Below are 18,256 nucleotides of genomic sequence, written 5' to 3'. Positions count from 1 at the left end.
TATGCGGGGCCAGCGTTGCGGCGGACGGAGGTTATATGAGCCGGTGGCGGAACGTGGCAAGTGTGGCCCAGCCGTCATTCCGGGGCGGCTCGAAGAGCCGAACCCGGAATCTCGAGATTCCGGGTTCGCGCTAACGCGCACCCCGGAATGACACAGGAGTTACCTCGACTACACCGCCATCTTCCGATGCAGCACCGGCGCGCCGGTGGTGAGGCTTTCGGCCGCATCGATGATGGCGTTGGCGTCGATGCCGTAGTGCCGATACAGGTCAGCGATGGTACCGGTCTGGCCGAACTGCTCGACGCCGAGCGCCTCGACCCGATGGCCGCGGACGCCGCCGAGCCAGCCGAGCGCGGAAGGATGGCCGTCGATCACGGTCACGATGCCGCAATCGCGCGGCAGCGGCGCCAGCAGTTTCTCGATGTGGCTGAGATGCTGCAGGCCGCGGCGGTCGCGCCGCAACTTTCGCGCGGCAGTCCAGCCTGCATGCAAGCGATCGGCCGAGGTGATCGCGAGCAGGCCGATATCGCGGCGGCTTTCGCCGATGAAGCCGGTCGCCTCGATCGCCTCAGGCGCGACTGCGCCGGTATAGGCGACCACGACCTCGGCATTCGGACCCGGCTTGCGCAGCCAGTAGGCGCCGTCGGTGATGCCCTGCCTCAGCTCCGGCGTCATGATGCGCTGTGCCTGCTCGATGCTACGCGTCGAGAGCCTCAAGTAAACCGAGCCGCCTTCGCCCGGATCGCGCTGCATATGGTCGAAGCCCCAACCCATGATCACGGCGAGCTCGTCGACGAAAGCGGGCTCGAACGAGGCGAGGCCATCCTGCGCCATGCCGATCAGCGGTGTGGCGATCGACTGATGCGCGCCGCCTTCGGGCGCGAGTGTGATGCCCGACGGCGTCGCCGCCACCATGAAGCGCGCATCCTGGTAGCAGGCATAATTCAGCGCATCGAGGCCACGTTCGATGAAGGGATCGTAGAGCGTGCCGACCGGCAGCAGCCGCTCGCCATTGATCTGGTGCGACAGGCCAAGCGCCGAGAGCATGATGAACAGGTTCATCTCGGCAATGCCGAGCTCGAGATGCTGGCCTTTGGGCGAGGCGTCCCAATTGTAGGTGGACGGAATTTTCTCGCTGCGGAATAAATCCGCTTTCTCCGCACGCGCGAACAGGCCGCGACGGTTCACCCAAGGGCCAAGATTGGTGGAGACGGTGACGTCGGGCGAGGTCGTGACGATGCGCTTTGCCAGCTCACTGTCGCTGCGCGCGATCTCGTTGAGCACGAGGCCAAAGCCCTGCTGGGTCGACATCTGCGGTGACGGCTTGAAGGCCAATTGCTGGGGCACCTCGACGACGGGTGCGCCGAGGCGACGGCCATCCTGGTTGAAGGGCACGCGCGCGAGGAAAGCCTCCAACTCGGCCGCATCCTGGGCGAGGCCCTCGAACTTGTCCCATTCATGCCCTGGGCGAATGTTCTGGCTGTCGCGATATTTCTCCATCTGCGCGACAGTCATCAGGCCGGCGTGGTTGTCCTTGTGGCCCTGGAACGGCAGGCCGACGCCCTTGATGGTATAGGCGATGAAGCAGACCGGGCGATCGTGATCGATCCTTTCGAACGCCTCCAGCATGCTCGCCATGTCGTGACCGCCGAGGTTCGACATCAGCGCCAGGAGTTCGTCGTCGCTGCGCTTGTCGATCAGCTTGGTGATCGGGCCCTGATCGCCGATCTCATCGTGCAGATGCTTGCGGAAGGCAGCGCCGCCCTGGAAGCACAGCGCGGCATAGAGCGCGTTCGGGCAATTGTCGATCCAGCGCTTGAGCGCCTCGCCGCCGGGTTCGGCAAAGGCCTCGCGCATCAGGCGGCCGTATTTCACGATGACGACGTCCCAGCCGAAATTGCGGAACATAGTCTCGAACTTTTCCCACAGACCTTCGCGCACGACGGCGTCGAGCGACTGGCGGTTGTAGTCGACCACCCACCAGGTATTGCGCAGACCGTGCTTCCAGCCCTCCGCAAGCGCCTCGAAGATGTTGCCTTCGTCCATCTCGGCGTCGCCGACCAGCGCAATCATTCGCCCTTCGCGGCGATCCTTCATCCAGCCATGCGCCTTGACGTAGTCCTGCACCAGCGAGGCGAACAGCGTCTGCGCAACGCCGAGACCAACCGAGCCGGTGGAGAAATCGACGTCATCGACGTCCTTGGTACGCGAGGGATAGGATTGCGCGCCCTTGAAGCCGCGGAAATTTTCCAGTTTCTCGCGGCTCTGCCGGCCGAACAGATATTGGATGGCGTGGAACACCGGGCTCGCATGCGGCTTCACCGCGACGCGGTCCTCCGGGCGCAGCACATGGAAGTACAGCGCCGACATGATGGTGGCGAGCGAGGCGGAGGAGGCCTGGTGGCCGCCCACCTTGAGGCCGTCCGCGCTCGGGCGGATGTGGTTGGCGTGATGGATGGTCCAGGACGACAACCACAGCGCCTTGCGGCTGAGGGCGGTCAATGTGTCCAGACGGACGGAATCGACGGGCATGGCGCTGCTCCGGAATCTGATCGATCGATCATACGCCTGCGCGAAGCGCCGGATATCTCAATTTCTTGCGACATAACCGGCAGAATTGGGATATTTTACCAACATCGCCGCCAATAATAAGGTTTCATCCCAATGCCCGATCTGGACTCCATCGACCGGAAAATCCTCGCGCTGCTCCAGGCCGACAGTCGGCTGACCATGCAGGAACTCGCCGACAAGGTCGGCCTGTCGGTCTCGCCCTGCCATCGCCGGGTCAAGCTCCTGGAAGAGCGCGGCGTCATCTCGCGCTATGTCGCGACCGTGGACCAGAAGGCACTCGGACTGCACGTCAGCGTATTCATCTCGATCAAGCTGGCGCGGCAGAAGGAGGAGGACCTCAACCGCTTCGCCCGCGCGATCTCGAAATGGGACGAGGTGCTGGAGTGCTATCTGATGACCGGCAATCGCGACTATTTGCTGCGTGTCGTCGCCGCCGATCTCGCCTCCTACGAGACGTTCCTCAAGACCAAGCTGACCCGCCTCGACGGCATCGCCTCGATCGAGTCCAGCTTTGCGCTGAGCCAGGTGAAATATTCGATCGCGCTGCCGGTGTGACCAGGTTCAGCGGGATTGGCGGGTTGTCACATGGGCGCAACAAAGCCCGTCGATGGTCGTTGGTAACACTGGCACTCTAGCCGAGAGAAGACGCCCATGACTGCATCCGACCGCACGTCCCAAATCGCCAAGCGCGAGCGCATCCTTCAGGAGATGGCCGACGATCTCGACGAGGAGCTGGAAATGGAGCTCGACGACGCCAGGCTCGACGAGCTCCTGGACGAGACGGGCACGCTGAAGCCGACGGTCGATCGCAGGCTCTATTTCCGGGAACTGCTCCGCCTCCAGGGCGAACTGGTCAAGCTTCAGGACTGGGTGCAGAGCGAGAAGAAGAAAGTCGTGGTGCTCTTCGAGGGCCGCGATTCCGCCGGCAAGGGCGGCGTCATCAAGCGCATCACCCAGCGCCTCAATCCCCGCATCTGCCACGTCGCGGCGCTACCCGCCCCGAGCGAGCGCGAGCGCACGCAATGGTACTTCCAACGCTACGTCGCGCATCTGCCAGCCGGCGGCGAGATCGTGCTGTTCGACCGCAGCTGGTACAACCGCGCCGGTGTCGAGCGCGTGATGGGCTTCTGCACCGAGGAGGAGTACCAGGAGTTCTTCAAGACAGTGCCGGAATTCGAGCGCATGCTGATCCGCTCCGGCATCATCCTGGTCAAGTACTGGTTCTCGATCACCGACGACGAACAACAGTTCCGCTTCACCATGCGCATCAAGGATCCGCTCAAGCAGTGGAAGCTGAGCCCGATGGACGTCGAGGCGCGCAGCCGCTGGGAAGCGTACACCAAGGCCAAGGAGACGATGCTGGAGCATACGCATCTTCCGGACTCGCCGTGGTGGATCGTCGATGCCGTCGACAAGAAGCGCGCGCGGCTCAATTGCATCGCGCATCTGCTGAGCCAAATCCCGTATCAGGAGGTCGCTCGCGCGCCGGTGATGCTGCCGCCGCGCGTCCGCCACCCCGACTATCAGCGCGGCCCGGTTCCGCCGGAGATGTACGTGCCGGCGAAATACTGAAGGTCTCGTAGGGGGCAAAGCGGCTTGTCCGCCATAGCTCGAAGAGCGACGGCGGAAGCGTGCCCACCGTTCTCGTCACGACAGCGGCTGCATGGTGGGCACGGCGCTATGCGCCTTTGCCCACCCTACGGCACCCACCTAGCTGCTATCGCCACGGCTGCACGATGATCTTGGTGTGCGCTTCGGGATTGGCCAGATCCGCGAAGGCCCGCGCGACGCCGTCGAGGCCCACCTCGGCCGTCACCATCGCAGCGGCGTCCACCTGCCCTTCCGCGATCAGGCGCAGTGACGCCGCGAACTCCTCCGGCGTGTAGCCGAGCACATATTGGACGTTGAGCTCCTTCATGATGCCCAGCATCGGCTCGCTCTTGTCGGCCTCCATGCAGACACCGACCACGACAATGCGCGCATCGCGCGGCGCACCCTCGAACACCTGCTGCAGCAAGCCGGGCACGCCGACACATTCGAAGATGATCGCAGGCTTCAGCGCCGGCAGCATGGCCTGGAACGGCGGCCGCGCCGCTCTCTCGGCGTCCGACATCTGCGCGCGCTCGGCCCAGGTCGCATAGGGTTGCGATACCCTGGGATCGACCACGATGTCGGCGCCGAGCTTTGCGGCGAGCGCGCGCCGCGTCGGCGAATAGTCGGCGGCGACGATCGGATGCAGCCCTTTGAGCTTCAGCGCCGCGATCACTGCGAGCCCGACCGGGCCGCAGCCGATCACGAGCGGCACCTCGCCGCCACGAATGTTTGCCTTGGCGACGGCGTGAACGCCGACCGCGAGCGGCTCGGTGAGCGCAGCATGTTCCGGCGCAAGACCATTGGGCACTTCGAGCAGCAGCGCTTCGCTCAGCAGCATGGCCTCGGCATAGCCGCCGATATTGTCGTTGGAATAGCCGATGCCTTCAATACCAGCTGGCGTCACCAGAGCCGGCAGCGAGCAGACGCGCGTACCCGGCTTGAGCTTGCGCGATGTGCCAGGACCATAGTCGACGACCTCGCAGCAGAACTCATGGCCGAACACGACGTCGCGGCCGAGGTCCATCGGCTTGCGGCCGACCTTCCGCGCCATCTCGACCATGCGATGGGCGTGCTGACGCGCGTGCAGATCGGAGCCGCAGATGCCGCAGGCGAGCGTCTTGACCAGAACCTGGCCGGGACCCGGCGTCGGCTCCGCGAGCCGATCGACGACAATCTCACCGTTCCTGAAAATCGCAGCGCGCATCCGGCTCCTCCCCTGGTGTTGGAGCCATTGATAGCACGAGGCGGACGCGCAGACTTGCGTCAGGGGTTCGGGGAACGCTCTTCCAGCACCAGGAGCTGGGCGCGGCGCACCCGCTCGCGGTGTGCGATGTAGAGACCGCTCGCAACGATGAACGCCGCGCCGACGATGGTCCAGAGATCTGGCACCTCACCGAAGATGAAGAAGCCCAGGATGCTGACCCAGAGCAGCTGCGTGTAGGAGAACGGCGCCAGCACCGAGGCATCGCCGTAGCGATAAGCCAGCACGATAATCCATTGGCCGACGGTGGAGGCGACGCCGATCACGATGCCGAGTCCGATCGCGCTCCAGCTCGGCGTGACCCACACGAACGGGACCATCACGGAAAGGATCGCAACGCCCGTCAGCGCCGAATAGGCCATGGTGGTGAGGACGGCCTCGCGGCCGCTCATCATGCGCGTCAGGATCAGCGCGGCGGCCCAGCAGAACGCCGAGATAATCGGGAAGAACGCGGCAGCATGGAACGCGCTCGTGCCCGGCCGCAGGATGATCAGCACGCCGGTCAGTCCGATCGCGGTGGCGATCCAGCGGCGCATGCCGACCTTCTCGCTCAGGAAGATGATCGACAGCGCGGTGACGAACAGCGGCGAGACGAAGCCGGTGGCCGAGGCTTCGGCAATGGGCAGGAAGCTTAGCCCGGTGATGAAGAACAGCGAGGAGCCGAGCAGTGCTACGCCGCGCATCAGCTGCAGGCCAAGACGCTCGGTGCGCATCGCATGCAGCGGCGAGCCCGGCATCATCACCGGCGTGAACATCAGCGCGAAGGTAACGAAGCGGATCCAGGTGATCTCGATCGAGGGCAGGCTGGTCGACAGATATTTCGCGGTGGTGTCGGAGACGCCGAGGAACACCGTCGACAACAGCACCAATGCAATGCCTTTGAAGGGATGATCGACGCGCGCAGGCGCGCGGCGAGCCTCCTGCTTCTTCTCCGGCACGGGCATAGGAATACTGTCGAGCCTTGCGGCTGCAGCGGGCGGCGGTGTCACGGCTGGAACCCGGGAAATTGCGAATCGAGAACAGTCGTAAAAAACGACAATTGCGCCGCGTTCACAACTTCCGAAAACAGGATGCCGATATGCGCGAGCCGCCGCGCGCGTCAATACTCCATTAATAATAGACGTTTGTGCATTACAGCATGGGCAGGCTGCGCGGCTTCGGTCCGCGTGGAAACGCCGCATCGAGCGCCGAAATCTCGTCTTTCGTCAGCACGAGATCGCCCGCAGCCGCATTCTCGCCGGCATGTTCCGCCGATGAGGCCTTCGGGATCGCGAACACCGTAGTCGCACGGGTGAGGAAGCTCAGCGCGACTTGGCGCGGCGTCACGCGACGCGCCTCCGCGATGCGCCCGAGCACCGCACCGCCCTTGCTGCGCGCATCCGGAAAATCGTCGTGACCGAACGGCGAATAGGCAACCACGGCGACGCCGTGCCGTTCGCACCAGGGGATCACAGCATGTTCGATCGCGCGCTCCTTGAGATGATAGAGCACCTGATTGCAGGCGATGCGGCCCTCGCCGGCCACGTCGAGAATCTCGCCGAGATCGCCGGCGTCGAAATTGGAGACGCCCCAGGACTTGATCTTGCCTGATTTCACCAGTTCCTCGAACGCAGCGACGGTGTCCTCAAGCGGATAGGACCCGCGCCAGTGCAGGAGGTAACAATCGAGGCGATCGGTCTTCAGCCGCTTCAGTGAGCGCTCGCAGGCTGTGATCGTGCCGCGGCGCGAGGCGTTGCTCGGCAGCACTTTTGATACGAGGAACACCTCGTCGCGGCGGCCTGCGATGGCATCGGCAATCACGAGCTCGGCATCGCCATACATCTCGGCGGTGTCGATGTGAGTCATGCCGAGATCGAGCCCGCGCTGAAGCGCGGCAATCGCGCGCTTGCGATCGCCATGATCGAGATACCAGGTGCCCTGCCCGATGACGGAAACGTTGGCGCCGGTTCGGCCGAAGGGATTTGTTCTCATGTTCGCTCCGAGATCGCTCTGCGCTCAGCCAGCTGCCGAGCTCAGGAGTTCAATCCGCCGATATCCGCCACCAGCACGCTGCCGGTCGACGACTCCGTGATGTAGAGGCGATCCTTGCTTTCGCCACCGATCGCGACATTGGTGCAATTCGGTCCCGCACACGATTTGATCCGCGCGATCAGCTCGCCGTTCGGCGCGAACACGAAGACGTGGCCGAGCGAGGCGTGGCCGACGAACAAGCGGCCCTTGGCGTCCATGGTCATGCCGTCGGGACCGCTGGTGCCGAACAGAGAGCAGAAGCGACCGACCTTGGACACGCTGCCGTCCTTCATGAACGGCAGCCGCCACACCGCATTGTCGCGCGTCATCGCGACGAACAGCACGGTCTCGGTCGGGTCGAGCACCAAGCCGTTGGGGCTGATGCCGGTATCGATCAGGCAGTCGAGCCGGCCATTCGATGCCAGCCGATAGACCCGGCCGCTCGGATCATGCAGACCGGTCTGGCCCTGATCGGTGAAATAGATGTCGCCGTTGGAGGCGAGATGCAGGTCGTTGCAGCCGCGAAACGATTCCGAATTGCGCGCAGTCAGGATCGGCTTCACGCGGTCCGCTTCGGCATCGAGCTCCATGATGCCGTGCATGTAATCGGCGACCAGGATGCGGCCGTCAGGCGCGATCTTCAGCCCGTTCGGCCAGCCCTCATATTCAATGACGAGCGACCACTCGCCATCAGGCGCGATGCGGAAGATGCGGCCGAAGGGAATGTCGACGATGTAGAGATGGCCGTCCTTGTCGAAGGACGGCCCCTCGATGAAGCTGTCGGTGGCAATGCCCGGCCGGTTGGCATCGGCCCAATCCGTCCGCACGCCCTTGCGGCGGAACTTGTCTGGCATGGCGGAGAAGAGCTTGGTCTCGATCAGGCGCGGCGGCGTTTCCAGGTACATTGTTGTTGTTTGATTGTTAGGGGCGGGATGCCGAGCATAAGGCACAACGACGAGGCCGTCGATTGGGCGAAGATCATAGCTCCGTTACGAGCTCGAGTGTCCACCCACGCCACTCTGTGTCCCGGACGCGCTGCAACGCTCCGGCGTTGCGGCGCAGAGCCGGGACCCAGAAAGGCCAATCGCTCCGCTGTGAGATGGGCCCCGGCTCTGCAGCGCATCACTTCGTGCTGCGCAGCGTCCGGGGCACGAGACTTCCGGCCTACCCCACCGCGCCCGCGATCTTCACCTGCTTCACCGGCACCTCCGTCGTCGCGATCAACCGCTTCAGCTCGGGGATGCAGGAGCCGCAATTCGTGCCGGCCTTTAGCTGGGCGCCGATCTCGGCCGCGGTGCGCGCGCCGCTCGCGATGGTGTCGCAGATGGTGCCGCGGCCGACGCCGAAGCAGGCGCACACGATCGGCCCGGTCGAAACCGCACCCTCGGTCGACTTACCGGACAGCAGCATGCGACGTTGCTCGTCGGTGACGTGATCCGCTGCGAAGGCGCTCCTGACCACCTCCCAATCGCCGGCGTCATGCCCGGGGCCGACGAACAGGCAGGCCTCGATGCGATCGCCGACGAACGAAGCCGCGCGGTAGATACCGCCGCCGAAATCGCGGTATTCGGCGACGTCCTCGCCGGCGACGCCGCCGAGCCAGGCCGGCCAGCGCGACAGATCGGCGTTGTCGGCGAACAGATAGCCGAAGCCGCCGGCGACCGTGACCCGGGTCCACAACAGGTTCGGCGGCAGGTCGAGCTGCTTGCGCGAGAGTGCGAAACCGCGAAAGACGTATTCGTAAGGCGCGATCGCGGCCGGCGTCGCCTTCGATTCAGGCTGGCCCGAGAACGGATCGGTGAACGACTGGACCAGCGCGCCAACGCGGCCGTGCGAGGCGTTCATCGCACTCCAATGGATCGGGACGAACAGCGCGCCCCGCTGCTGCCGCTCGCTGACGACGACCTTCAGGATGCACTGGCCGTAGTCGGTGGTGATGCGGGCATAGCCATCATGGACGATGCCATATTTGCTGGCGTCATCGGGATGGATCTCGACGAACGGTTCGGGCAGATGCGCGCCCAGCCGTTGGCTGAGGCCGGTCCGCGTCATGGTGTGCCACTGGTCGCGAATGCGTCCGGTGTTGAGCCTGAGGGGGCGCGATGCGCCGGTCTCGCCGCGCAAGGCCGGCACGTCCGGCGCGACGAAGCGGCCCTTGCCGTCATTGGTGAAGAAGCCGCCCTGTGCGAAGAAGCGCGCACCGGGCTCCCCGCCCTCCCGCACCGGCCATTGCACCGGCTTCAAGGCATCGAAGGCTTCGTCGGACAGCGAGGTCAGCGCGCCAATGTCGAAATCGCGGCTGCCATCGTTCTCGAAGGCCGAGAGCGATGCATGCTCGCGGAAAATCTCGGCGGCCGATTTGTAGTTGAAGCTGTCGCCGAAGCCGAGACGTTTTGCGGTCTCGCTGAGGATCCACCAGTCCGGGCGCGCCTCGCCCGGCGCCGGCAGGAATGAGCGTTGGCGCGAGATGCGGCGTTCGGAATTGGTCACCGTGCCCGATTTCTCGCCCCAGGCGAGTGCCGGCAGCAGCACGTGCGGGCCCGCCTCCACCGTGTCGTTGGAGAGCACGTTCTCCGAGACCACGAACAGCTCGAGCTTCTTCAGCGCCTCGCGCACGAAGTCGGCATCGGGCAGCGACACCGCAGGGTTGGTGCCCATCACCCAGAGCGCTTTGACCTCGCCGCGGTGGATGGCCTCGAACAATTGCACCGCCTTCAACCCTTCATGGGTCGCAATGCGTGGCGCCTTCCAGAACCGCCTGACGCGATCGATGTCGGGCGGCGTGAAGCCCATATGGGCGGCCAGCATGTTGGCGAGGCCGCCGACCTCGCGGCCGCCCATGGCGTTGGGCTGGCCAGTGAGCGAGAACGGCGAGGCGCCCGGCTTGCCGATGCGCCCGGTCGCGAGATGGCAATTCAGGATCGCATTGACCTTGTCGGTGCCCTGCGCCGATTGGTTGACGCCCTGCGAATAGAGCGTGACGACCCGCGGCGTGTCGCGGAACATCCTGAAGAAGGCCGCAACGTCCTGTTCGGACAAGCCCGTGGCCAGCGCGGTCGCACCGATGCTGCCGGCGATGCTGCGCGCGCGCACCAGCGCGTCGTCAAAGCCCGACGTGTTCTGCGCAATGTAGTCCTGATCCAGCGCGCCATTGTCGGCGAGATGGACGAACAGGCCGGAGAACAACGCGGTGTCGGTTCCGGGCTTGAGCCCAAGGAACAGGTCGACATCATCGGCCGTGTCGGTGCGGCGCGGATCGATCACGATCATCCGCGCGCCGCGCTCCCCACGGTTCTTCAGCATGCGCTGGAACAGCACCGGGTGACACCAGGCCGCGTTCGAGCCGACGAAGACCAGCAGGTCGGCCTGGTCGAGGTCCTCGTAGCAGCCGGGCACGGTGTCGGCGCCGAAGGCGCGGCGATGGCCGGCGACCGAGGACGACATGCAGAGCCGCGAATTGGTGTCGACATTGGCGGTGCCGACGAAGCCCTTCATCAGCTTGTTGGCAACGTAATAGTCCTCGGTCAGCAACTGACCGGAGAGATAGAACGCAACTGCGTCGGCGCCGTCGCGTGCCACGATATGTTGCATGCGATGCGCGACGTGGTCGAGCGCATCGCTCCAGGCGACGCGCTCCAGCACGCCCTTGCAGCGGATCATCGGATAGAGCAGACGGCCCTCCAGCCCGACGGTCTCGCCGAGCGCAGAGCCCTTGGAGCACAGCCGGCCGAAATTGGCCGGATGATCAGGATCGCCGGCGATCGCCGCGCCACCCTTGCCGTCGGGCGTCGCCAGAACGCCGCAGCCGACGCCGCAATAGGGACAGGTCGTCTTGGTGGCGCGGAGCGTAGGGTCGATCGCCGTCATATCGAGCTGCCTTATCAAGCTGCCAATCAAGCCGCCTTGGAAGGACGCGCCAGCGCGCGGCCGAACATCATGTCAGTGCGGATCGCCGCGACCTTGTCGCGGTTGCGGATCAGTTCGAGGTACCAGAGCGCATCGACGGTATCGCCGATCAGCACGGCGCCTGTGAGCCGTCCGTCCGCGATGACGAGCTTCTTGTAGGTGCCGCGCCTGCGGTCTGACAGCACCAGGCTTTCGCTGCCCTCGCCGCCCATGAAGTCGCCCGCCGAGAACACGCTGACGCCGGAGACCTTGAGATTGGTCGAGACCACGCTGCCCTGATAAGCCGCGGGCCGGCCGGCCAGATGCCGGGCCAGCACGCGCGCCTGCTCATAGGCCGGCTCGACCAGACCATAGCAGGTGCCGTGATGCTCGGCGCATTCGCCGAGCGCGAAGATGTCCGATGAGGAGGTCTGCATCACGTCGTTGACGACGACACCGCGGTTGACCGCGATCCCCGCTTCCTTGGCCAGCGCGACGTTCGGCTTGATGCCGGCGGCGAAGATCACGGCGTCGGCCTCGATGCGGCTGCCGTCGGCAAGCTCGACCGCCTGGACGTGACCCTCGCCATGGATGCGGGCGGTGCAGGCATTGAGCAGGATACGGATGCCCTTGCGCTCGACCAGCGTCTTGAGCAGGCCGGCGGCCGGCGCATCGAGCTGACGCTCCATCAGCCGGTCCATCAGATGCAGCAGCGTCACCGGCGCACCGGCCTTGGCGAGCCCGTAAGCCGCTTCCAACCCAAGCAGGCCGCCGCCGACCACGACGACGCGCTTCTTCGCCGCAGCAAGCGTCAAGAGCAGGTCGACGTCACGGGTATCGCGAAAGGTGTGAACGCCGGCAAGATCGGCGCCCGGCACGTTGAGCCGCAGCGGCGTCGACCCTGTGGCGAGCACGAGCTTGGAGTATTCCATGCTCTCTTCGCCCTCGATCTTCAGCTCGCGGCGGCCGACATCAATCTCGGTGACGCGATAGCCGTAGCGCACGGTGACGCCGCGGTGGCGCCACCAATCGGCCGGTCGGAGCTCGATCTCGTGCGACCCGGTCTCGCCGGCCAGCACGGAGGAAAGCAGCACGCGGTTGTAAGCGAGCCGCGGCTCTTCGCCGATCACGGCAACCGCGTAGCGGCCGAGCGCGGTCTTGGCGAGCTCGTCGACCAGACGCGCGGCCGCCATACCGTTACCGACGATGACGAGCGGTTCACTCACGAGGCATCTCCTATTCAGCGGCCTGCGGCTGCGCGCCGTAGGCCTCGGACATCATGTAGCCGGACAGGACGCCGTAGGCGTCGGTCCAGGCCTTTGCCAGTTCGGGCGTCCAGGCCTCGCCAAGCCCCTTCTCCAGGGTCCACAGCAAGGTCGCCCCGACCACGGGGTAGTGCTCGGCCGTGGCGCCGTAGGCGACGTGACGCTTGGCGAGCGCAGAAGCCGCGGGAAGAATCGAGTCCAGATTCGACAGGCCGCCGACCACGGCGGCGAGCATGCCCATCAGCTTCTTGCGCTGCTCGGTCATGTCCTCGGGAAACATCGCGCGCACGGACGGCGCCATCTCGAACAGGCGATCGTAGAACAGCACCGCGGCCTGCTCGGATATCGGCGCGACCTTGGAGAAGCTCTGCTGGACGAGGGCGATCTGTTCGGGCGTCATGATGTTCTCCTGTCTGTTTCGGTCTGCCTTCGTCCCCGCCGTTGCGGACGAAGTTCGTGGGTCAAACGTCATCAGAGGGACTTCTCCCCGCGTACGGGGAGAAGCGACATTCGTGCCAAGTGTCAGACTCGCGCCTCGGCAAGGCTGGAGGCGCCTTCGCCCTGCGGGCTGCGACGCAGGTAGAACCACCAGGTCAGAGCGAGGCAGGAGGCGTAGAAGGCAAGATAGATCGCGAGGGCGAGTTGCGGCCCGCCGGTCAAGGCGATCGACTTGCCGAAACCGGTCGGGATCAGATAGCCACCGACCGCACCGATCGCGCCAATGAAGCCGACTGCCGCGCCGCTCTCGATGCTCGCCGTCTTCAGCGCGAGCGCGCGCGCCGCATCGCCCTTGCCGCGCACCTTGAACAGGTTTTCCTCGCGGAAGATCGAGGGGATCATGCGGTAGGTCGAGCCGTTGCCGATGCCCGTCGTCACGAACAGGATCAGGAACATCGACAGGAAGCCGATGAAATCCTTCTGCCCGACGAAGTAGAGCACGCCGACCGTGGCGCCCGCCATCACGATGAAATTCCAGAAAGTGATGATGGAGCCGCCGATCTTGTCGGCAAGCCAGCCGCCGAGCGGGCGCGACAGCGAGCCGACCAGCGGGCCGAGGAAGGCGATCGAGATCGTCACCGCCGGAAACTGCGTCTTGAGCAGCAGTGGGAACGCGGCGGAGTAGCCGATGAAGGATCCGAACGTGCCGATATAGAGATAGGCCATGATCCAGGTGTGCTTGCGCTTGACGATCGCGAGCTGGTTCTTCACCGAGGATTTCGCCGTGGTGAGGTTGTTCATGTAGAACACGGCGCCGAACACGGCGATGGCGATCGGCAGCACCCACATCAGGCCGGCGTTCTGGAGGAAGATGCCGTCGACGGGCGTTGCCTGGAACAGGTTGAACACGGCGAGTGTCATCAGGATCGGGGTCAAGAGCTGCACGCTGGAGACGCCGATATTGCCGCCGGCAGCGTTGAGGCCGAGCGCCCATCCCTTCATCCGGTCGGGGAAGAAGAAGGAGATGTTGGTCATGCTGGAGGCGAAATTGCCGCCGCCGAGGCCAGCGGTCGAGGCGACGAGCAGCATCAGCCAGAACGGCGTGTCGGGCTGGCTCACGAAATAGGCAAGCGACAGCGTCGGAATGAACAGGATCGCCGCGCTGAAGATGGTCCAGTTGCGGCCGCCGAACGTCGTCACCGCGAAGGTGTAGGGAAAGCGCATCAGGGCGCCGATCAGGCCGGGCACCGCGACGAGCTGGAACAGCTGGTCGGTGGTGTAGTGGAAGCCCGCCTGCGGCAGCTTGGTGGTGACGATGCTCCAGATCAGCCAGACCGAGAAGCCGATATGCTCGGCCACGATCGACCAGATCAGGTTGCGTCGCGCGATCGTCTTGCCAGTCGCATTCCAGAACGCCTCGTCCTCGGGGCGCCAGTCCGAAATCCAAGTTGGATTTTTCGTCATTGAATATCCCTTCCAGGCTCACCGCTGCGTCGTTGCAGGCTCAGCCCCGCATGGGGGCGCGCTCCGAGGCTTCACCCCGGTGGCGAGTTCACGATGCTGATTGATGATGTTGAGGGACGTCGTCGTTGGCGTCGCGCAAAGACATTTCAATTTCCGTGCCAGTTGCGCGCACGCTGGAAATGCAGGGATTTCAGGACGTTATTCGTCTGGCCCGAATCTTTGGCAAGGCTTTTTCGCACGCTAAATTTGCGATTCGCTCAATCCTTGTGCGGCGCACAAGGATTGAGCGGGGTGTCGATTATTTGGGCGCGCGCAGAGGCGTTAACGCTTTCCTTACGCGGCCTCGACGAAGCGATGGCGCTCGTAGAGGAATTCGAGCACGCGCTGGCGGCACTTCAGATAAGTGGCGTTGGTGGCGAGCTCGAGCCGCTTGCGCGGCCGCGCCAGCGGTACGTCCAGCACCTCGCCGATGCGCGCGCTCGGCCCATTCGTCATCATCACGATGCGATCGGAGAGAAGCACGGCCTCGTCGACGTCGTGGGTGATCATCAGGATGGTGTTGCCGAGCTTCTGATGCAAGGCCATCACGGAGTCCTGCAAATGTGCGCGGGTCAGCGCGTCGAGCGCGCCGAACGGCTCGTCGAGCAGCAGCACCTTCGGCTCCATGGCCAACGCCCGGGCGATGCCGACGCGCTGCTTCATGCCGCCGGAGATCTCCGACGGACGCTTGTCCCTGGCATGGGCCATCTGCACGAGGTTGAGATTGTGCATCACCCATGCATCGCGCTCGGCACGGGATTTGGTCCTGGCGAAGACCTTGTCCACGCCGAGCTTGACGTTCTCGTAGACGGTCAGCCACGGCAACAGGCTGTGGTTCTGGAACACCACGGCACGATCGGGCCCCGGCGAGTTGACTTCGCGGTTCTCCAGCAAGACGCCACCGGTGGTGGCGTTGGTCAGGCCCGCGATGATGTTGAGCAGGGTCGACTTGCCGCAACCGGAATGGCCGATGATCGAGACGTATTCGCCCTTCTCGATCGTGAGGTTGATCTCCTTGAGCACTTCGGTCGTGGCGGCGCCGCGGGTGAAGACCTTGTCGATATGGTCGAGCTTCAGATAGGCGGTCATGTGCCCCTCTCCTTCAATTCTGCGCGGTGCCGCGCGTGACGAACTTGCCGAGACCCGCGATCAGGCGGTCCAGCACGAAGCCGACGATGCCGACATAGAACAGCGCCAGGATGATCTCGCTGATATGCGAGGAGTTCCAGGCGTCCCAGATGAAGAAGCCGATACCGACGCCGCCGATGAGCATCTCGGCCGCGACGATCGCGAGCCAGGACAGGCCGATGCCGATACGCAGACCCGTGAAGATGTAGGGCGCGGCGGCCGGGATCATGATCTTGGCGAAGAACTCGAGCGGATTGAGCTGCACCACCGCGGCGACGTTGCGATAGTCCTGCGGAATGTTGCGGATGCCGACGGCGGTGTTGATGATGATCGGCCAGATCGAGGTGATGAAGATCACGAAGATGGCCGAAGGCTGGCCGTCGCGGAAGGCCGCAAGCGACAGCGGCAGCCAAGCCAGCGGCGGAATCGTGCGCAGCACCTGGAACAGCGGGTCGAGCCCGCGCATCGCCCAGACCGACTGCCCGACCAGCACGCCGAGCGCGATGCCGGCGATCGCCGAGAGCGAATAGCCGAAAGCGACGCGCTGGAGACTGGCGGAGAGATGCCAGAACAGTCCCTTGTCGATGCCGCCATGGTCGAAGAACGGGTCGAGGATCAGCTCCTTAGTGTCGCTGAAAACTTTCGACGGCGGCGGCAGGGCCGAGCCGGCGCGGCGGCAGACCAGCTCCCATACCAGCGTCAGCAGCGCGATCACGACCAGCGGCGGGATCACGCGCACGGCCGTCTCCCGCGCCATGCGTGCGTAAGCTTCGCTGCGCGGGGGACGCTTCGGCGTCATCGCGACGACCGGCGCGGCGCTGGCCGCAGGCGTCGCAGTTTCAATCTCGATCTTGCTGGCAGTCATGTTCATCGGCAATGTCTCTCCGGCTGCAAAGGATGATGCGGCCGCCCGAAGGCGACCGCTGGCTCCATCAGACTTCGACGCGCTTGATCGCGAGCGACTTCAGATAGGCAGCCGGATTTTCCGGATCGAACACCTTGCCGTCGAAGAAGGTCTCCTTGCCGCGCGAGGTCGAGGCCGGAATGTCGGACGCCGCGACGCCGAGCGTCTTGGCTGCATCGCGCCACATGTCCTCGCGATTGACCTTGCCGATCAGCGCCTTGCTGTCGATGCCGGCCTCGTATTTGCCCCAGCGGATGTCCTCCGTCATGAACCAGAGATCGTGGCTCTGGAACGGATAGGAAGCATGATCACGCCAGTACTTCATGATGTGCGGCGAGTTCTCGACCACCTTGCCGGGGATGCCGTAATCGAACCTGCCCTTGGCGCGGTCGGCGATGTCCTCGACCGGGCAGTTGATCCACTGGCGCTTGGCCATGATGGTCGCGAGCTCGCCCTTGTTCTCCATCTTGTCGGCCCATTGCTGTGCCTCCATCACCGCCATTAGGATCGCTTTCGCGGCCTTGGGATTCTTGTCGACCCAGGCTGCGCGCATGCCGAGCGATTTTTCGGGATGCTTGCTCCAGATCTCGCCGGTGTTGACGGCGGTATAGCCGATGCCCTGATGGACCAGCTGCCCGGGCCAGGGCTCGCCGACGCAGAAAGCATCCATGGTGCCGACCTTCATGTTGGCCACCATCTGCGGCGGCGGCACGGTGATGGTCTCGACGTCCTTGTCGGGATCGATGCCGCCGGCGGCGAGCCAGTAGCGGACCCAGAGATCATGCGTGCCGCCCGGGAAGGTCATCGCGACCTTGACCGACTTGCCCTCGGCCTTCTTCTTCTCGAACGCGGCCTTCAGCACCGAGGCATCGGCGCCGACCTTGAGATCGGCATATTCCTTGGCGACCGAGATGCACTGGGCATCGAGATTGAGCCGCGCCAGGATGTACATCGGCGTCGGCTGGTTGTTCTGCGTCACCTTGCCGGCCGAGATCAGGTACGGCATCGGGGTGAGGATATGCGCGCCGTCGATGCCGTTGCCTTCGGAGCCGAGCACGAGGTTGTCGCGCGTGGTGCCCCAGGAGGCCTGCTTCTGCACGTCGACGTCGGGCATGCCGTATTTGGCGAACAGGCCCTTGTCCTTGGCGACGAAGAGCGGGCCGGCATCGGAGAGCGCGATGAAGCCGAGCTTGGCGCCCTTGACTTCGGGACCGGCATCCTGCGCGAAGGCGCCGGCGGGGAAATTCAGTTTTGTTGCGGTGAGAAGTGCGGCGGTCGAACCGGTGGCTTTCAACAATTGACGGCGGCTCAGGCCAGTCGATTCCGAGGGCCGGCGGGTGCGCTTGGTCATAGGCAGTGTCATCCTTTGCATCGTTGCAGAATTGATTGGCGTCAGTGCACACGAGCAGCCCGTCCGTCCGGCGGCGCCATCTTTGGCGCATGCGAACGCACGACGGGGGAGACCCCCGCCTGGTGGCGTCGGCAAGTCGGATGAGAAGTCTCGCGGGACGGCTTCAATGGCGTCGGCTGGAACTATTCAAGCTTTGTGCCAAGCCCGACACCGATAAAACCATCGTAAAATCAATTCGTTACGCGAACTGCGCCAGACCGTCGCAGGGGCATTCCGCATCCGAAATTTGCGATCTGCCCAATACTTGTGCGCCGCACAAAGCTTGTGCAACAGCTCATGTAAGAGGC

At 64.5% G+C, this 18,256-nt stretch carries 14 protein-coding genes; 2 read left to right on the top strand and 12 right to left on the bottom strand.

Features of this window, described 5'->3' with window-relative positions; all coding sequences use genetic code 11:
* Positions 1-168: 168 nt before the first annotated feature.
* Entirely contained in the window at positions 169-2,532 is a 2,364-nt protein-coding gene (locus LPJ38_RS17150; protein ID WP_145628092.1) for a transketolase, read from the bottom strand.
* A 132-nt stretch (positions 2,533-2,664) separates the two neighbouring features.
* Here LPJ38_RS17150 and LPJ38_RS17145 point away from each other — a divergent pair, with 132 nt between their 5' ends.
* Together LPJ38_RS17145 and ppk2 are read left to right on the top strand one after the other, a co-directional pair.
* Entirely contained in the window at positions 2,665-3,126 is a 462-nt protein-coding gene (locus LPJ38_RS17145) for an Lrp/AsnC family transcriptional regulator (RefSeq protein ID WP_008550413.1), read from the top strand.
* A 96-nt stretch (positions 3,127-3,222) separates the two neighbouring features.
* The gene (gene ppk2 / locus LPJ38_RS17140) at positions 3,223-4,143 is read left to right on the top strand and encodes a polyphosphate kinase 2 (RefSeq protein ID WP_145628094.1); all 921 of its coding nucleotides are present in this window, start codon (positions 3,223-3,225) and stop codon (positions 4,141-4,143) included.
* 145 nt (positions 4,144-4,288) lie between these two features.
* Here ppk2 and LPJ38_RS17135 read toward each other — a convergent pair whose 3' ends face one another.
* The 11 genes from LPJ38_RS17135 to LPJ38_RS17085 form a co-directional block, all read right to left on the bottom strand.
* Positions 4,289-5,368, bottom strand: a complete 1,080-nt coding sequence (locus LPJ38_RS17135; protein WP_145628096.1) for a zinc-binding dehydrogenase — start codon at positions 5,366-5,368, stop codon at positions 4,289-4,291.
* Between the two features lie 59 nt (positions 5,369-5,427).
* Positions 5,428-6,369 (bottom strand): DMT family transporter, encoded by a 942-nt coding sequence (locus LPJ38_RS17130; protein ID WP_167520216.1) that lies wholly within the window; start codon positions 6,367-6,369, stop codon positions 5,428-5,430.
* 187 nt (positions 6,370-6,556) lie between these two features.
* Entirely contained in the window at positions 6,557-7,396 is an 840-nt protein-coding gene (locus tag LPJ38_RS17125; protein ID WP_145628099.1) for an aldo/keto reductase, read from the bottom strand.
* A gap of 41 nt (positions 7,397-7,437) precedes the next feature.
* Positions 7,438-8,340 carry an SMP-30/gluconolactonase/LRE family protein gene (locus LPJ38_RS17120; protein WP_145628101.1) on the bottom strand — a complete coding sequence of 301 codons (903 nt, stop codon included), beginning with the start codon at positions 8,338-8,340 and terminating at the stop codon, positions 7,438-7,440.
* 259 nt (positions 8,341-8,599) lie between these two features.
* Entirely contained in the window at positions 8,600-11,302 is a 2,703-nt protein-coding gene (locus LPJ38_RS17115; protein WP_145628103.1) for a nitrate reductase, read from the bottom strand.
* Between the two features lie 26 nt (positions 11,303-11,328).
* On the bottom strand, positions 11,329-12,546 hold the full coding sequence (locus LPJ38_RS17110) for an NAD(P)/FAD-dependent oxidoreductase (protein WP_167520204.1): 1,218 nt from the start codon (positions 12,544-12,546) through the stop codon (positions 11,329-11,331).
* A 10-nt stretch (positions 12,547-12,556) separates the two neighbouring features.
* On the bottom strand, positions 12,557-12,985 hold the full coding sequence (locus LPJ38_RS17105; protein ID WP_145628107.1) for a globin family protein: 429 nt from the start codon (positions 12,983-12,985) through the stop codon (positions 12,557-12,559).
* A 122-nt stretch (positions 12,986-13,107) separates the two neighbouring features.
* Complete coding sequence (locus LPJ38_RS17100; protein WP_145628109.1) at positions 13,108-14,487, bottom strand: MFS transporter; 1,380 nt, start codon at positions 14,485-14,487, stop codon at positions 13,108-13,110.
* 333 nt (positions 14,488-14,820) lie between these two features.
* Positions 14,821-15,615: an ABC transporter ATP-binding protein gene (locus LPJ38_RS17095; RefSeq protein WP_145628111.1), complete on the bottom strand. Its 795-nt coding sequence runs from the start codon at positions 15,613-15,615 to the stop codon at positions 14,821-14,823.
* A 13-nt stretch (positions 15,616-15,628) separates the two neighbouring features.
* Positions 15,629-16,525: a nitrate ABC transporter permease gene (gene ntrB / locus LPJ38_RS17090; protein ID WP_145628112.1), complete on the bottom strand. Its 897-nt coding sequence runs from the start codon at positions 16,523-16,525 to the stop codon at positions 15,629-15,631.
* 61 nt (positions 16,526-16,586) lie between these two features.
* Entirely contained in the window at positions 16,587-17,909 is a 1,323-nt protein-coding gene (locus tag LPJ38_RS17085; RefSeq protein ID WP_145628366.1) for a CmpA/NrtA family ABC transporter substrate-binding protein, read from the bottom strand.
* Positions 17,910-18,256: the final 347 nt, after the last annotated feature.

This window comes from Bradyrhizobium daqingense, from assembly GCF_021044685.1.
In the GTDB taxonomy this organism is placed as follows: domain Bacteria; phylum Pseudomonadota; class Alphaproteobacteria; order Rhizobiales; family Xanthobacteraceae; genus Bradyrhizobium; species Bradyrhizobium daqingense.
The sequence above is the reverse complement of the archived record's forward strand: the minus strand, read 5'-3'. Positions and strand labels throughout refer to the sequence as shown.

Coding starts and splice junctions, on each gene's coding strand:
- LPJ38_RS17115 (WP_145628103.1), bottom strand. CDS start 11,302: ATGACGGCGATCGACCCTACGCTCCGCGCCACCAAGACGACCTGTCCC.
- LPJ38_RS17135 (WP_145628096.1), bottom strand. CDS start 5,368: ATGCGCGCTGCGATTTTCAGGAACGGTGAGATTGTCGTCGATCGGCTC.
- ppk2 (WP_145628094.1), top strand. CDS start 3,223: ATGACTGCATCCGACCGCACGTCCCAAATCGCCAAGCGCGAGCGCATC.
- LPJ38_RS17125 (WP_145628099.1), bottom strand. CDS start 7,396: ATGAGAACAAATCCCTTCGGCCGAACCGGCGCCAACGTTTCCGTCATC.
- LPJ38_RS17105 (WP_145628107.1), bottom strand. CDS start 12,985: ATGACGCCCGAACAGATCGCCCTCGTCCAGCAGAGCTTCTCCAAGGTC.
- ntrB (WP_145628112.1), bottom strand. CDS start 16,525: ATGAACATGACTGCCAGCAAGATCGAGATTGAAACTGCGACGCCTGCG.
- LPJ38_RS17100 (WP_145628109.1), bottom strand. CDS start 14,487: ATGACGAAAAATCCAACTTGGATTTCGGACTGGCGCCCCGAGGACGAG.
- LPJ38_RS17150 (WP_145628092.1), bottom strand. CDS start 2,532: ATGCCCGTCGATTCCGTCCGTCTGGACACATTGACCGCCCTCAGCCGC.
- LPJ38_RS17085 (WP_145628366.1), bottom strand. CDS start 17,909: ATGACCAAGCGCACCCGCCGGCCCTCGGAATCGACTGGCCTGAGCCGC.
- LPJ38_RS17130 (WP_167520216.1), bottom strand. CDS start 6,369: ATGCCCGTGCCGGAGAAGAAGCAGGAGGCTCGCCGCGCGCCTGCGCGC.
- LPJ38_RS17120 (WP_145628101.1), bottom strand. CDS start 8,340: ATGTACCTGGAAACGCCGCCGCGCCTGATCGAGACCAAGCTCTTCTCC.
- LPJ38_RS17145 (WP_008550413.1), top strand. CDS start 2,665: ATGCCCGATCTGGACTCCATCGACCGGAAAATCCTCGCGCTGCTCCAG.
- LPJ38_RS17095 (WP_145628111.1), bottom strand. CDS start 15,615: ATGACCGCCTATCTGAAGCTCGACCATATCGACAAGGTCTTCACCCGC.